The organism is Geomicrobium sp. JSM 1781026, from assembly GCF_041949955.1.
In the GTDB taxonomy this organism is placed as follows: domain Bacteria; phylum Bacillota; class Bacilli; order Bacillales; family Marinococcaceae; genus Geomicrobium_A.
This window is the reverse complement of record NZ_JBHFQF010000001.1, coordinates 401,818-417,170: the sequence shown is the minus strand read 5'-3', so window position 1 is coordinate 417,170 and position 15,353 is coordinate 401,818. Positions and strand designations below refer to the sequence as shown.

The window sequence follows — 15,353 nt, the reverse complement described above, 5'->3', positions numbered from 1 at the left end:
TCACTTCCTTCGGTTAATCTTCTTCAGATTCGTCTTTTGAGTGCAGTCTTTGTGCGACCGTTTCTGGTTGTACTGCTGACAAAATGACATGGTCGCTGTCGGCGATGATAACCGCCCTCGTTCGTCTTCCATATGTAGCATCAATCAACATATTGCGGTCTCTGCCTTCTTGGATAATTCGTTTTATCGGTGCAGATTCGGGACTTACAATCGAGATGATGCGGTTTGCAGATACCATATTACCAAAACCGATATTAATTAACTTTACATTCAATAGAAACCCTCACTCTCTGCACATCGGTTACTCGATGTTTTGCACTTGTTCCTTTAGCTTTTCGAGCGTTGCTTTTACTTCAATGACCAAACTAGGAATGGCTGTTCCCTTTACTTTGGAACCGATTGTATTCGCCTCACGATTCATTTCTTGTAAAATAAAGTCCAACTTGCGCCCGATCGGTCCAGCTTCACCCATGACTTGTTCGAACTGCTCTGCATGAGATGCTAGTCGAGTCAATTCCTCGGAAATATCACTTTTTTCAGCCATAATCGCAACTTCTGTCATTAACCGATCATCGTCAATGCCAACACCCATTTCCTTCATTCGGGTCGTTAACTTCTCACGAAACTGTTCGGTCGCTTCATGTTGGTGGGCTGAAATTGCCTCCGTATATCGTCTCACACTTTGTAAGCGTTTTTCAATATCTGTTTGCAAGTGCTTGCCTTCATCACTACGCATCGACATCATTTCGAGTATCGCTTCTTCTACGGCTTTGAATACGTCCGCTGCGAATGTTGACGTCCTATCCATGCTCGTACTTTCGGAAATGATATTTGTTCGAAAAAGCCACTCACCAAAAGAGAGCTGCTTTTCTATAATTTCATGACGATCGATCATGTTTTTAGCTACCTTTACATACTGATCAAAAAGTGCCCAATCAACAGACACCGTCTGCTTTTGATGTTCACTCGCTTTGACCGTAATCAAAACGTGTATTTTCCCTCTATGAATCTGCTTTTTTATTCGTGTTGTAATGGCTGACTCCATTTCCAAATACTCATCTGGAAGTTGCATTGACACGTCAAAAAAGCGGTGATTCACACTCTTTATCTCAACAATGACATGTTCACGGTCGCTCGAGAAGTTGGAACGACCATATCCGGTCATGCTTTTCATTACAGTCATCACATCCACCCGTTTATTGTATACGTTTTTCAAGAGAACAACAAGTACGCGCCTATTTATGCGTGTTCTGACATGAGAAAGGAGGATTTTGTCGGCATATGTCAATGATCAATCTCACAATTTCATACCAATTTATGGTATATTAATGACAGTGACATTACAATTATATGTAACTTTTATTTCAAGATATCGACAATATAGATAAGATATATATGGAGGTTTGTGATGAAGAAACATACCTTATTTCCAATGATTATTTGTACAGCATTTCTAGCAAGTTGCGGGACGGTAGACCAACCTACCTCTGTCGCATCCGTCTCCTCGGTTCACGCCGAGAATGAGATGAAGACAGCTCCGGAGAAGAAAGTCGTCGTATACGAAGAAGGCAATGACGATTTTCGAGTTGAATTAGAGGCAGACCAACTCAATGAGGATTATTTATCCGGCTGGGCGAAAACCTTGGCCAGAGGCGAAGAGGGTTATGATCGTTCCATGCAAACCCCTAAGAATATTGACGGCGCTTTAGAAGGTGGAAGAAGCGAAGTCATTCTAAGAGAAGGCGAGCTCGTAGAACGCGTGCTTGACGCTTCTTACTATGGGCGAGAGATTCAACTTCCACTTGACATTAACGAACCAAACGTATCAGAAGATGATTTAGAGAATATTGGTGCCGAAGTGATCGGCTCCTTTACAACTTCTTTTAACACCAATACGACCGGTAGAGTCGAGAACATCCGAATATCGACGGAAAGTATCAATCGTGTCGTCCTCGGTCCAGGGGATTCTTTCTCCTTCCATGAAGTCGTCGGGCAAGCGAGTGCTGAACGAGGGTATCAAGAGGCAAATGTTATCGTAGACGGTGAATTTACGAACGGCATGGGTGGAGGCATTTGTCAAACGTCAACAACGTTATACAATGCCATTGCCGATGCTGGACTGGATGTTACCGAACGTCATCACCACTCCTTACCGATCGATTACGTCCCTGAAGGCGAAGATGCGATGGTCAGTTGGGGATGGGCGGATCTCAAATTTCAAAACAATCATGACATTCCGGTAATGATCACAGGAGATGTGGATGCATCAAGCGGTAACGTTACATTTAACGTGAGGGCATCGACGAGTTTGTAAAACAATTACCGGGGTTCGGGGCTAATGATGCCAATATGGCCGTTAGCCCTTTTTCTTTTATATTTCGTAAACCTAATCGCGTCAGCTCTCACTTTCTCACAAAAAAAGCAGCCCATCCTAGGGCTGCTTTTTGTTTACATAATGTTATTATTGTTTCCTTCTTAAACCAGACCAGCTTAGAGCAACGGTTGGAATTGCTGCGAGACCGATAATTAAGAACCATTCGTTTAGCGATAATGCGGTTGTATAGAAGATCGGTTGTAAGAATGGTACGTATATGACCGCAAGCATCATGATGAATGACAGAAGTACAGCAAATACGAGCGTTCGATTACCGAACGGGTTTCGGTGAAAGACTGAATACTCGCTTCTGCAATCAAATACATGGATGAGCTGGGCAACGACGAGTGTTGTAAACGCAACCGTCTGTGCTTTCGTTAAATCTGGCAATCCACCACTTCCATAAAGTGTAATGACAAATGCTGCTAACGTTGCAAGACCAATTAACAACCCTCTAGTAATGACTTTCGTTCCTAGCCCTCTAGCAAAAATCCCTTCATTCGGATGCCGTGGAGCGCGTTTCATTACATCACTTTCTGCACGGTCAACCCCAAGTGCCATCGCTGGCAAGCCATCGGTAACAAGATTTATCCATAGAATTTGTATCGCCACAAGTGGGAGTGGCAAGCCAAGCAACAGTGCAAATAGCATAACAAGAATTTCTCCGACGTTGGAAGCGAGCATATAACGAATAAACTTTCGGATGTTATCGTATATATTTCTTCCTTCTTCAATCGCCGCTTTAATCGTCGAGAAATGGTCGTCAGCAAGTACGAGTGCCGCTGCTTCTTTGGCGACATCTGTCCCCGTTTTCCCCATGGCAACCCCGATATCCGCCGCTTTTAATGCTGGGGCATCATTCACACCATCACCTGTCATCGCAACGACGTGGCCGTTGGACTGCATAGACTTTACAATTTTTAATTTATGTTCAGGGGTTACACGAGCAAAAACATACGTTTTTCCGACTTCTCGCTTAAAATCTTCTGTGCTCAATTGATCGAGCTGTTGCCCAGTCATGACTTTGCCGTGGTCAGGCAACATGTTCAAACTTTTCGCCACTGCCCGCGCCGTTTCCACGTGATCCCCAGTAATCATTACCGTTTTAATTCCTGCCTCACGGCACTCATGGATGGCATCCTTAACGTCTGGTCTTGGTGGGTCCATCATGGCTTCTAGTCCGATAAGTGTCATATTTGACTCCACATCAGCCGCTTCATGGTTCCCTTCTGGCAACGGCCGGACCGCAACCGCAATTGTCCGTAACGCTTGAGAAGCAAATTGACTAACACTTCTTTCCCACTTTTGCTTCATTTCTTTCGTTAGTGGTTTGACGTGGCCATTTACTTGGATCGTTGTACACCTTGAAATGAGTACATCTGGTGCCCCTTTTGTGACGACGAACTTTTTGCCGTCTTTTTGTTTCATCACGACGGTCATTCTTTTTCTTGTTGAATCGAATGGTAGTTCATCGATTCTTGTTACGGAACGGGACACGTCTTCATAAAACCATCCCCCACGGGCCGCTGCTAGTACGAGGGCGGACTCCGTTGGTTCTCCACTCAATGTGTACTGTTGCACCGTCGTAATGTTTGATTTGCGATCTTCCTCGGTCGTCCGTTTTAGTTCTGCATTATTACAAATTAATCCATAATAAAGAACGTCTTGAATATCTCTAGACCCTTTTGTCGGTACGCCGTTATTCGTAAATGATCCGGTCAAACCTACACCGTCCAGAGCGACGTGTTCCGACCAAGTCCAAACTTCCGTGACCGTCATGTCATTTTTCGTCAATGTTCCGGTTTTATCAGAACAAATGATGGACGCGCATCCGAGTGTTTCTACCGCCGGAAGTCTTCTCACAATGGCTTTATAGCGAATCATCCGTTGTACTCCTAGTGCTAAAGCGACGGTCACAATCGCAGGCAATCCTTCAGGAATCGCAGCAACGGCAAGAGACACACCCGCAAGAAACATTTCATACGTCGGTTGCCCTTGCAAAATACCAAGCACTACAACGAGAATGGTGAGCAAAATCGCACCGATAATTAGCACTTTGCCTAGTTGTGCAAGACGGCGTTGTAACGGAGTCATGACCGTTTCTGTCGTTTGCAACAAATGGGCGATCTTTCCCATCTCGGTTTTCATGCCGGTACCCACGACTATTCCCCTGCCTCGCCCTCTCGTTACGAGCGTTCCGGCAAACGCCATGTTATGTTGGTCGGCTAGTGGCGCTTTCTCATCATGCAATAACCCTTCGTATTTCTCCGCTGCCACTGACTCTCCCGTGAGGGATGACTCTTCAATCGCTAGCCTCATCGTCTCAATGAGACGAATGTCTGCACTGATTCGGTCGCCATTTTCAAGTTGGACAATGTCCCCAGGCACCGCATCTGCGGACGGAATGCTTTGCCACTTCCCGTTACGAAGCACCGTCACTTCGGGGGCAGATAGCTCTTTTAACGCATGTAGCGAGCGTTCTGCTTTCCGTTCTTGAAAGAAGCCGAGCAATGCATTGACGAGCACAATCCCCATAATGACGAGCGCGTCGATGTATTCACCTAGAAGCCCAGATACAAAAGTGGCCACAAGTAAAATCATGACCATAAAATCTTTGAATTGCTCCATGAACAAAATCGGCCAAGGTGTGCTTTTTTCTTCCATTAAACGATTTGGACCGTGGATGTGTAATCGTCTAGCCGCTTCTTCTTTACTTAACCCTTCTTCACTGTCCGTATTTAACGCTTTGTATACGGCATATGGATCCGTCTGGTGCCATTTCATCTCTTCCCACCCCACAGCTTGGACTTCTCAATAATCCATCCTATTCAGCAATGGGACAAAACATGCTATACTGTTCATTGCAAGAAAGGGTGATTCGATGTCTTTTGATGGATTGGTGCTTCGTTCTGTCATAAACGAATGGCAAGAAGCATTACTCAATGGAAGAATTACAAAAATAAAACAACCAACCAATACTGAAGTGTACGTAACGATCCGTAACCACCGTCAAAATCATACGGTGCTTTTTTCTATTCACCCAAGTTTCGCAAGAATGCATTTTAGCGAAGCCCCTGAGGCGAGCCATAAAGAACCACCGATGTTTTGCCGGATTTTACGAAAGCATCTGGAAGGTGGATTCATTCGCGACATTTCACAAGTTGGGATGGAGCGAATCGCACAACTAACAATTGAAGGAACTGATGAAATTGGCGATCGCGAAGAAAAGCGATTGCACATTGAGATTATGGGTAAGCATAGCAACTTACTTTTAATTGATGACGAGGACCAGCTTATTGACGCTATTAAGCACGTATCTCCTGCTGTAAACCGTCATCGAACACTGCTGCCAGGACAAGCGTATACCCCGCCGCCAAGCCAACATAAAAACAATCCTTTTTCCGCAAGTGACGAGGATCTGCTTCGTAAGATCGATTGGAACGGCGGGCGCCTGGACAAACAATTGTTAAACAGCTATTCAGGATTAAGCCCACTCATTACAAAAGAAATGGTTCATGTCGCTGGATCAGGAGGACGACAATCACTCGTTCGTGCCTTTCTAACGACGATGGACCGTGTTCGAAATCATCAGGTCGAACCTGTCGTCATGACCCATCATCAAAAAGAGTACTTCTATCTTTTCCCTCTTGAGCATCTTGGTGGTGAAACGAGCCGATACGAAACGGTGAACGAAATGATTGATGGGTTCTATCGAGGCAAAGCGGAAAGAGATCGCGTAAAGCAGCAAGCGTACGACCTTGATCGCTTTATTCGAAACCAACTGCAAAAGAACGAAAGAAAGCAAAAGAAATTATTCGCTACGTCTCGTTCAGCAGAAGACGATTTGCAAAATCAGAAATACGGGGAACTTTTGACTGCGCATATGCACCAACTAAAGCTTGGCGATTCAAAAGCTGAGGTTATGGACTATTATGACCCTGAAGGTGCCACAATTGTGATCGAGCTTGACCCAGAAAAAACGCCGGCAGACAACGCTCAAATGTACTTCAAAAGATACAATAAAGCGAAAAACGCCCAAAAAGCGGTTGTCGAACAGCTCAAACAGACGAAAAGTGAGATTGACTATTTTGATGGTCTGTTGCAACAGCTACAATCGATCGCTCAAGCAGATTTACGAGAAGTACGAGAAGAATTAGAAGAAGAAGGTTACTTGAAGAACAAACAGCAAAAAAACAAAAAGAAAAAAGTTGAAAAACCAAAACCCGATCATTTTCGCTCAAGTGAAGGTATAGACATCTATGTAGGGAAAAACAACAAACAAAATGAATATGTGACGATGAAGTTTGCTAGAAAGACGGATACGTGGTTGCATACGAAAGACATTCCTGGTTCACATGTTGTCATTCGCGCCGAAGAATATAGTGAGGAGACCCTTCAGGAAGCCGCTCAACTCGCCGCCTATCATTCAAAAGCGAAAGAATCCGGGTCTGTCCCAGTCGACTACACGCTCATTCGGCATGTGAAAAAACCAAACGGGGCAAAACCAGGGTTTGTTACTTACGATGAACAGCGCACCGTCTACGTGACACCCGATCCGGCTGTTGTAAACCAACTCAAGCAATAGAGAGGAGAAGCGAATGAAACTCATCATTAAATTGCTCATCGGGATTGTCGCCGGGATTGTTATCGGACTCGTGGCGACCCAACTCCCTTCAGCTGTTATGGAAACTGTCGTCACCTTTCAGATGATTTTCGGTCAGTTTTTAGGTTTTATTATCCCTTTTGTGATTCTATTTTTTATTACGAGTGGTGTCGCTAGCATGGGCGCTGACTCAGGCAAAACGTTAGGATTAAGCGCAGGAATTGCTTACATCTCATCTGTGCTCGCCGGTGTGTTATCGTTTGTGATTGCACTTATTGTTCTTCCTTTATTCATTACCGAATCACAACCCAATGTTGGTGAAGAAAGTGGCTTCTCTCCGCTGTTCGAACTTGAAATCGACCCAGCACTAGGGGTCATTACCGCTCTCGTCATGGCCTTTGTTTTCGGGATCGGCATTGCGAGAACCGAATCTCCAACATTGAAGCGATTCTTCGATGAAGGAAAAACAATCATCGAAAAGCTGTTATGGAACGTCGTCATCCCGTTATTGCCTTTTTATATTGCAAGCATCTTTGCAGAAATGGCCGCAGACGGTACAGTATGGGAAACACTCGCTTCCTTTGCACTCGTTCTTATCCTTGCAATTGGAACGCATTGGATCTACTTGCTCGGCACGTTCACGACAGCTGGAGCGGTTACTGGTAGAAACCCGTTTACGTCCATTAAAAACATGCTACCTGCCTATTTCACCGGGCTCGGAACGATGTCGAGTGCAGCGACGATTCCCGTTACCGTAGAGGCCGCAAAGAAAAATAACGTCCGACACAGCATGGCAGAGACCGTCATCCCACTCGGGGCCAACATCCACCTCGCAGGCAGTACGATAACGATTGTTATGGCTGCTACGACCGTTATGATGATGTTTGGTGATTTAGCTACACCGACATTTGCGAACATGTTGCCGTTTATCTTTGCGCTTGCTGTAATTATGATTGCCGCTCCAGGCGTACCTGGCGGTGCCGTCATTGCCTCCCTTGGACTGCTCACGACGATGCTTGGCTTCACTGAAGCCGCTGTTGGCATCATGATCGCACTTTACATGGCACAAGACAGCTTCGGAACAGCAACAAACGTGACCGGCGACGGCGCGATCGCCATGCTCGTCGACCGATTCGTTCACGGAAAAAACCGAGGGTAATGAAAAGTCATCTAGTTGCAGAAATTACTGAAAGCCCAACATATAAGATTATATGTTGGGCTTTTTCTAAGTGAAAGTTTCAGAAGGTACACGTCGTTTCAGAACGAACCCGCCACGCTAAACGTGAACGCAGAAAGTGTAAACTTACGTGCAAAATGGCACCGCGCTATCCCATCCAACCCAACACCCAACAACTGAACAAATCAGGAAAATGTTACGTTGATCCTAACTATATAAGTTGAACGAAAGAATTTCATTGAATCGGATGACCGAGAGGGGTCTTTGCGGGTGAGTGCTTTCGTATTGCGTGTTGAAATTCACCTCGTTGCCGATCGTTGTTCGTCACCGCAAAGGTTGGGGGCACGAAAAACGTATGCCGAAGGGTTAAAAATCGCGACCGAGGCTCATCACCTGGCACAAGCATGTGATGGCCGGGCACGTATGTGACAATCCAGCCCTCAAACCGGGCACTTTCGGCACGCAACTGTCACAAATCGCACGATTTGTGACAGTTGACACCATTTATGTGCACATTCACGTGTAAAATCATGATTTTTCTTTCTCAAGTGTCACAAATATGAATATATGGGGCATTTGGACTTTTTCAACACACCGTAGCCAGGAGGCAGCACCGAACCGATGTCGCACTTGTGCTACGGAGTGTCAAAAAAACACGGTAGGCGTACTTTGACCACCGATGTTGCACTTATGCTCTGGAGTACATAGAAAACACGGTGGCTGTCTTTTGGCCACCAATGTTGCCCTTGTAGTCTGGACTACAAGCAACCGCCTGCAGTGGAAAGCAACAACAAACTGCGCAACTAGGAAAATGTTAAGTTGATCCTAACTAGCTCGTTTTCGGTGACAGCTTAATAAACGTTCACACATATAACAGGCTCTGCTACCAAGCCCCTTCACCTCTACGAAAGCTTTTGTATGTAAGTAACTACCGTCTTACGTTTGCCAGTCATTTGGTGCTTGTTGCCATCTTACTAATTTGTCGTACTCTCGCTTTGAGAGTGTGCCTTCCGATTGGGAAACGTCAAGCAACGTCTGGAAGTCAGTGAGCGTATATAACGGCACGTTTTCCGATTCCATATTGTTTATGGCTGCATCTAAGCCGTAAGAGAAAATGGCCACAATCCCGAGCACTTGCCCCCCTGCATCAACGACTGCTTTTGCGGCTTGCAAAGAGCTGCCTCCCGTTGACACGAGATCTTCAACTATGACAACCTTTTGACCGGCGAGTAATTGTCCTTCGATTTGGTTCCCTTTTCCGTGGGCCTTCGCCTTTCCTCGCACGTAAATCATCGGCAACTCCATGCGCTCAGCGACGAGTGCTGCATGGGGAATGCCTGCTGTTGCTGTTCCAGCAACGACGTCAGCTTCTGGAAACTTCGCACCGATGAGTTCGTTGAACTGATCAGCAATAAATGTCCGCAGTTTCGGGTGCGATAACGTTAAGCGGTTATCACAATAAATGGGCGCCTGAATGCCTGATGCCCACGTGAATGGCTCGTTCGGTTTTAAACTTACTGCTTGAATCGCTAACAACTGTTTTGCAATTTCTTTATTTGCTTCCATCATTTTCTCTCCTTTACGACAAACCGTGCCATCGTTCATAAATCTGGTCATACGTGGCAACAGGGTCCACACTTTCGGTAATTGCCCGTCCGACGACAATCGCACTGCTCGCTTCGGCTCTCGCGGTTTCAGGTGTTGCCGATCGCTTTTGGTCATGAGTGTCCGCACCGGCCATACGTATGCCTGGCGTGAGCGTAAAAATATCATCTGCTACGCTCCGTCTTAAGTCACGGACCTCATGTACGGAACAAACGACGCCGTCCAAACCGGCAGTGATCGTCGCTTTCGCCAAGTGGCGAACGGTTTCATCTAGCGATGTTTGGATGAGTAATTGTTCATGCAACATTTGTTCAGTCATGCTCGTAAGTGCCGTTACCGCAATACATTTTGTACGCGCTTGACCGTGGATTTGCCCTTGTTCCAATCCTTCTCTTGCTGCCTCCATCATCTCGGTACCCCCAAGCGCATGGGTCGTCACAAGATCGACACCTAATCCGGCAATTTGCTTCATCGTGCGTTCCACAGTTTTCGGGATATCATGACACTTCACATCTAAAAAGAGAGGGTGTCCTCGTTCTTTCAGGTTATGAATAAAGGCTGGTCCTGCAGTATAGAAAAGTTCCATTCCCACTTTTAACGCGGGTAAACGACCGTCAAATCGCTTCAAAAAATCTTCAGCTTCCGCTTTCGAACTCATATCTAGAGCAATGAATAACGGGTGTTCCATTAAGACATCACCCCGTTTGCCATAAGTTCTGTCACGTGGTCCACGCCCATTTCGTCGAGCCACGTCTCCAGCTCATTAATGATCGTTGGGCATGCAAACGGATCTGTAAAGTTAGCCGTTCCTACCGCCACTGCGTTCGCTCCAGCGATAAAGAATTCCATCACATCTTTTGCGTTTGAAATGCCGCCCATACCAATAATCGGTAAGTCCGATACTTGGCGGACATCATAAATCATGCGTAGGGCGACAGGCTTAATCGCAGGTCCTGACAAACCGCCTCTTTCGTTGGCAAGTATTGGCTGTTTCGTTTTCCAGTCAAAGCGCATCCCTACGAGCGTATTGATCATTGACAACCCGTCTGCACCGGCCGCTTCCACAGCTTTGGCAATGGCTACTACATCCGTTACATTCGGTGACAATTTCACATAGACCGGCTTATCCGTTACTTGTTTTGCCAGTTGCGTTAAACTAGCCGCTTGTTCTGGGTCGGTTCCAAACTGGATGCCCCCCGTTTTCACATTCGGGCACGAGATGTTTAGTTCAAATGCACCGACATTCTCAGCTGCTTTCAGCGTATCAATGACGTGCAAATATTCTTCTGGGGTCGACCCCGATACATTCGCCAACACTGGCAAATCATACGCATTCAAAAACAGAAGCTCTTCATCTCGCACCGCCTCTGCCCCAGGGTTTTGCAAGCCGATGGCATTGAGCATGCCCGAAGGACTTTCTGCAACTCTCGGCGTTGGATTGCCAAGACGCATGTCTCCAGTCGTCCCTTTAATCGCAATCGCTCCTAAACAAGACAGGTCATACAACTTCGCATATTCTCTTCCGAAACCAAAGCAGCCAGAAGCTGGCATGATTGGATTTTTCATTGACAAACCAGGAAGCTCAATCGCCAATCTTTCTCGATTCATAGATATACCTCCTCCGCTCGGAAAACGGGTCCATCTTGACAAACTTTAAAATAAGACCGTCGATCACTTGACTCACAGATGCACGCATAACAAGCACCGATCCCGCACCCCATATGTTCTTCTAAAGAGACATAACAGTTCGTTTCATCCGGCACTTCTTCCTTTAGTGCACGCAGCATTCCTCTCGGACCGCAGGCAAACAGCCAGTCTGCTACTGGCTGTTTCTTTAGTATGTCGATGACGGTTCCTTTTTCACCGTGACTGCCGTCGTCGGTAACGATCGTCACGTCACTGTGGGGAAGTTCGTAAAATGCTTTCTCATAAAACACGGATTCCTTGTCTGCATAGCCGGCAATAATTGAAACTGGGATGCCTCGTTCTGTCAGTTGCCTGGCTGCAAAGTAGATAGGAGGAATTCCGACCCCTCCCCCGACGAGTAAAATTCGGTCAGCGTTCTTTGGCAGCGATACAGGAAATGTGCTCCCACCAAGGGGGCCGAGCACATCGAGTCGATCGTTTGGACGAGCAGACGTAATCCGCTCTGTCCCGTCTCCGACACGTTTATAAATGATCGTACACGTTCCGAGTTCGTGATTCACCGCTGCTAAACTAAGCGGCCTGCGTAATACGAAGTTCTCCTCAGGCACGCGAACGTGGAGAAAGGTGCCTGCTTCATGTAGATGCTGAACGAGTTCACCACTTAAAATGAGCTCGTACGTATCTTTTGCGATCTCACGATTTCGTATGACTTTCATTGGTTTTGAGTGCATCACTGAACACCTTCTTTCACTTGCACTCGCTCTAAGCGTGGGACAGGCTCCGTCGCGAAAGACATCATTTCTAAAACGTGTAACAATGCAAACGCGGTATCCATTGAGGTTAAGCAGATGATTTCATGTTCAACCGCTTCTCTACGAATGCGGAATCCGTCACGTGCGGGTTGTTTCCCTTTCGTGAATGTGTTGATGACCAGTTGGGCGTCTCCGTCTTTAATGAGTGACGAGATGTTCGGCGTACCTTCTCCAATTTTATGAACGGTCTGAACAGAGATCCCTTCAGATTCAAGTAGCTTTGCTGTCCCGCTCGTCGCCATTAACGTAAATCCAAGGCGCTCGTAGCGTTCTGCAAGACGTACGGCTTCTTCTTTATCTTTGTCTGCAATCGTAAAAAGCACATTTCCTTTTCTCGGAATGTTCATGCCAGAGGCAACAAGTCCTTTATATAACGCTTTCTCTAAATTTAAGTCTCGCCCGAGCACTTCCCCAGTAGACTTCATTTCTGGTCCGAGATGAATGTCCACACGGCGCAGCTTTGCAAAAGAAAATACGGGCGCTTTTACCGATACACGGTCCGATTCTGGATGATACACGTCGGTGTAGCCTAAATCAGTAAGCTTCGAACCTAGAATAACTTGAGTCGCCAGTTGTGCCATCGGTACACCTGTCATTTTGCTAAGAAAAGGTACCGTACGACTCGCCCTCGGATTCACTTCAATCACGTAAACGTTGTTTTCGTGTAAGACGAACTGAATGTTTAACAAACCGATAATGCCAAGCCCTTTGGCAAGTTTCTCTGTTTGGCGTATGACTTCTTGTTTCGTCTGTTCGCTAAGCGTTTGTGGAGGATAAACGGCTATCGAGTCACCAGAATGCACGCCCGCTCTCTCGATATGCTCCATCATGCCAGGGATGAACACGTTGTTCCCGTCAGAAATGGCGTCCACTTCAATTTCTTTTCCAAAGAAATATCGATCAATGAGGACAGGATGCTCCGCGTGTACGTGCACTGCTTCCTTCATATAGCGAACGAGCTCATCCTCAGTATCAACGATTTCCATCGCCCGTCCGCCTAGTACGTAGGATGGGCGCACGAGAACCGGATAGCCTAGCACGTTCGCCGCCTCAATCGCACCGTCAACTGACGTAGCGGTTTTCCCTGGAGGCATCGGCACATCCAATCCTTTTAGCGCACGTTCAAACTTATCTCTGTCTTCAGCCGTATCCATCGCTTCAAGCGTTGTGCCAAGAATGTTCACGCCTGCTTCGTGTAATTTTTCTGCGAGGTTGATGGCGGTTTGACCTCCAAACTGAACGACAACACCTTTTGGCTTTTCTAGATCAATAACGTTCATCACATCTTCAAACGTTAACGGTTCGAAATATAGTTTGTCAGACATACTAAAATCGGTTGACACGGTTTCGGGGTTATTGTTGATGATGATCGCTTCGTATCCAGCTTCTTGAATCGCCCACACGCTATGAACGGTCGCATAATCAAATTCAACACCTTGCCCGATTCGAATCGGTCCTGAACCAAGCACGAGTACCGATGGTTTTTCGGTTTTGATGGATTCGTTTTCCTCCTCAAACGTGCTATAGAAATATGGAGTCTCCGAGGCAAACTCCGCTGCACACGTATCGACCATTTTGTACACTGGCGTCATGTTCTGTTGCTTTCTAAATGCCCGTATTTCTCCTTCAGTCGTGTCCCACAATTGAGAGACCGTCAAGTCTGAGAAACCATTTTCCTTAGCTGTTTGCAACAATTCCGCATCCCACGGCGCATCATTGAGGGCGAGGTGAAGGTGAACAAGCCCTTCGATATGCATCAAGTAGAACGCATCAATCGCTGTATGTTTGTGGAGCTCAGCTACCGTAAACCCTCTTCGAAACCCTTCAGCGACGGCGAACAATCGTTCATCATCGGCATTTTCCCACTGGTGAATGAGTGCTTCATCCGTTTCTTTTTCATAGCGAGGCAAAAGCAGATGGTCGTCTTTCATATCTAGTGAACGAATGCCTTTGAGTAGTGACTCTCCAAACGTCCGACCGATCGCCATCACTTCGCCGGTCGCTTTCATTTGTGTGCCTAGTTTCCGGTTCGCTGACGAGAACTTATCAAACGGCCAGCGTGGAATTTTCGTAACGATATAATCAAGAGCAGGCTCAAAGCTTGCGTATGTTCGTTTCGTTACTGGGTTTTTTAATTCTTTCAGATGATAGCCAACAGCAATTTTTGTGGCGATTTTCGCAATCGGATAGCCGGTTGCTTTCGAGGCAAGCGCTGACGATCGGCTCACTCGCGGGTTCACTTCGATCACGTAATATTCGTCGGAGTGTGGATCATGAGCAAGCTGTACATTACAGCCCCCTTCGATTTTAAGGGCACGGATAATCGTAAGCGATGCATCGCGTAACCGTTGATAATCACGGTCTGTGAGTGTTTGTGATGGGGCTGTTACAATCGAGTCTCCTGTGTGGATGCCAACTGGATCAAGGTTTTCCATGTTACATACAACAATCGCATCATCATTTCGGTCACGCATCACTTCATACTCGACTTCTTTCATACCCGCAATGCTTTGTTCAACGAGGCATTGGTCAACGGGACTATACGCTAAACCAGAAGCGAGTGTTTCTTTTAATTGCTCCATCGTTTTGGCGATTCCACCACCCGTCCCACCTAGTGTATACGCAGGACGCACGATGACGGGCAGACCGATTTCTTCAGCAAATTGTACACCCTCTTCAACCGAATGAACAATTTCGCTTGCTGGAACGGGCTGGCCTAGTTCGTGCATAAGTGAACGGAACGCTTCACGGTCTTCGGCTTTTTCAATCGCCTCAAGGTCTGTACCGAGCAATTCTGTACCGTATTGCTGCAACACGCCATTGCCTTCAAGTTCCATTGCCAAGTTCAATGCCGTTTGCCCACCCATTGTAGCAATGAGCCCGTCTGGACGTTCTTGACGGATGATGCGCGAAACGAACTCAAACGTTAACGGTTCAATATACACTTTATCGGCCATATTCGTATCGGTCATGATCGTTGCGGGATTTGAGTTAATAAGAACCGTTTCATACCCTTCTTCTTGAAGTGCTTGGCACGCTTGCGTTCCTGAATAGTCGAATTCAGCAGCCTGCCCAATGACAATCGGTCCCGAGCCGAGAACGAGGATTTTCTTGATGTCTTCACGCTTTGGCATG

At 46.5% G+C, this 15,353-nt stretch carries 12 protein-coding genes; 4 read left to right on the top strand and 8 right to left on the bottom strand.

Annotated features, from left to right (window positions below; all coding sequences use genetic code 11):
- Positions 1-13: 13 nt before the first annotated feature.
- Both remA and ACE1TF_RS02065 read right to left on the bottom strand, forming a co-directional pair.
- Complete coding sequence (remA, locus tag ACE1TF_RS02070) at positions 14-274, bottom strand: extracellular matrix/biofilm regulator RemA (RefSeq protein ID WP_042401957.1); 261 nt, start codon at positions 272-274, stop codon at positions 14-16.
- Positions 275-301: 27 nt separating this feature from the next.
- The gene (locus ACE1TF_RS02065; protein ID WP_375013849.1) at positions 302-1,183 is read right to left on the bottom strand and encodes a YicC/YloC family endoribonuclease; all 882 of its coding nucleotides are present in this window, start codon (positions 1,181-1,183) and stop codon (positions 302-304) included.
- 225 nt (positions 1,184-1,408) lie between these two features.
- Between ACE1TF_RS02065 and ACE1TF_RS02060 the strand changes: the two genes are divergently transcribed.
- Complete coding sequence (locus ACE1TF_RS02060; protein ID WP_375013847.1) at positions 1,409-2,314, top strand: VanW family protein; 906 nt, start codon at positions 1,409-1,411, stop codon at positions 2,312-2,314.
- A 147-nt stretch (positions 2,315-2,461) separates the two neighbouring features.
- Here ACE1TF_RS02060 and ACE1TF_RS02055 read toward each other — a convergent pair whose 3' ends face one another.
- Positions 2,462-5,158: a calcium-translocating P-type ATPase, SERCA-type gene (locus ACE1TF_RS02055; RefSeq protein WP_375013845.1), complete on the bottom strand. Its 2,697-nt coding sequence runs from the start codon at positions 5,156-5,158 to the stop codon at positions 2,462-2,464.
- A gap of 97 nt (positions 5,159-5,255) precedes the next feature.
- Here ACE1TF_RS02055 and ACE1TF_RS02050 point away from each other — a divergent pair, with 97 nt between their 5' ends.
- From ACE1TF_RS02050 to ACE1TF_RS02040, 3 genes are all read left to right on the top strand, one after another.
- Positions 5,256-6,959: an Rqc2 family fibronectin-binding protein gene (locus ACE1TF_RS02050; protein ID WP_375013843.1), complete on the top strand. Its 1,704-nt coding sequence runs from the start codon at positions 5,256-5,258 to the stop codon at positions 6,957-6,959.
- Between the two features lie 13 nt (positions 6,960-6,972).
- The gene (locus ACE1TF_RS02045; RefSeq protein ID WP_375013841.1) at positions 6,973-8,136 is read left to right on the top strand and encodes a dicarboxylate/amino acid:cation symporter; all 1,164 of its coding nucleotides are present in this window, start codon (positions 6,973-6,975) and stop codon (positions 8,134-8,136) included.
- 288 nt (positions 8,137-8,424) lie between these two features.
- Complete coding sequence (locus tag ACE1TF_RS02040; RefSeq protein ID WP_375013839.1) at positions 8,425-8,583, top strand: hypothetical protein; 159 nt, start codon at positions 8,425-8,427, stop codon at positions 8,581-8,583.
- Between the two features lie 507 nt (positions 8,584-9,090).
- Here ACE1TF_RS02040 and pyrE read toward each other — a convergent pair.
- The 5 genes from pyrE to carB are packed head-to-tail and all read right to left on the bottom strand — an operon-like array spanning position 9,091 to position 15,352.
- Entirely contained in the window at positions 9,091-9,720 is a 630-nt protein-coding gene (gene pyrE, locus ACE1TF_RS02035; RefSeq protein WP_042401950.1) for an orotate phosphoribosyltransferase, read from the bottom strand.
- 13 nt (positions 9,721-9,733) lie between these two features.
- Positions 9,734-10,447 carry an orotidine-5'-phosphate decarboxylase gene (gene pyrF, locus ACE1TF_RS02030; RefSeq protein ID WP_375013837.1) on the bottom strand — a complete coding sequence of 238 codons (714 nt, stop codon included), beginning with the start codon at positions 10,445-10,447 and terminating at the stop codon, positions 9,734-9,736.
- Positions 10,447-11,367 (bottom strand): dihydroorotate dehydrogenase, encoded by a 921-nt coding sequence (locus ACE1TF_RS02025; RefSeq protein ID WP_375013835.1) that lies wholly within the window; start codon positions 11,365-11,367, stop codon positions 10,447-10,449. Before ACE1TF_RS02025 ends, pyrF begins: the two co-directional genes overlap by 1 nt.
- Positions 11,364-12,137 carry a dihydroorotate dehydrogenase electron transfer subunit gene (locus tag ACE1TF_RS02020; protein ID WP_375013833.1) on the bottom strand — a complete coding sequence of 258 codons (774 nt, stop codon included), beginning with the start codon at positions 12,135-12,137 and terminating at the stop codon, positions 11,364-11,366. The genes ACE1TF_RS02025 and ACE1TF_RS02020 overlap by 4 nt, the downstream gene beginning before the upstream one ends.
- Positions 12,137-15,352, bottom strand: a complete 3,216-nt coding sequence (gene carB / locus ACE1TF_RS02015; RefSeq protein WP_375013831.1) for a carbamoyl-phosphate synthase large subunit — start codon at positions 15,350-15,352, stop codon at positions 12,137-12,139. Before carB ends, ACE1TF_RS02020 begins: the two co-directional genes overlap by 1 nt.
- Position 15,353 lies beyond the last annotated feature (1 nt).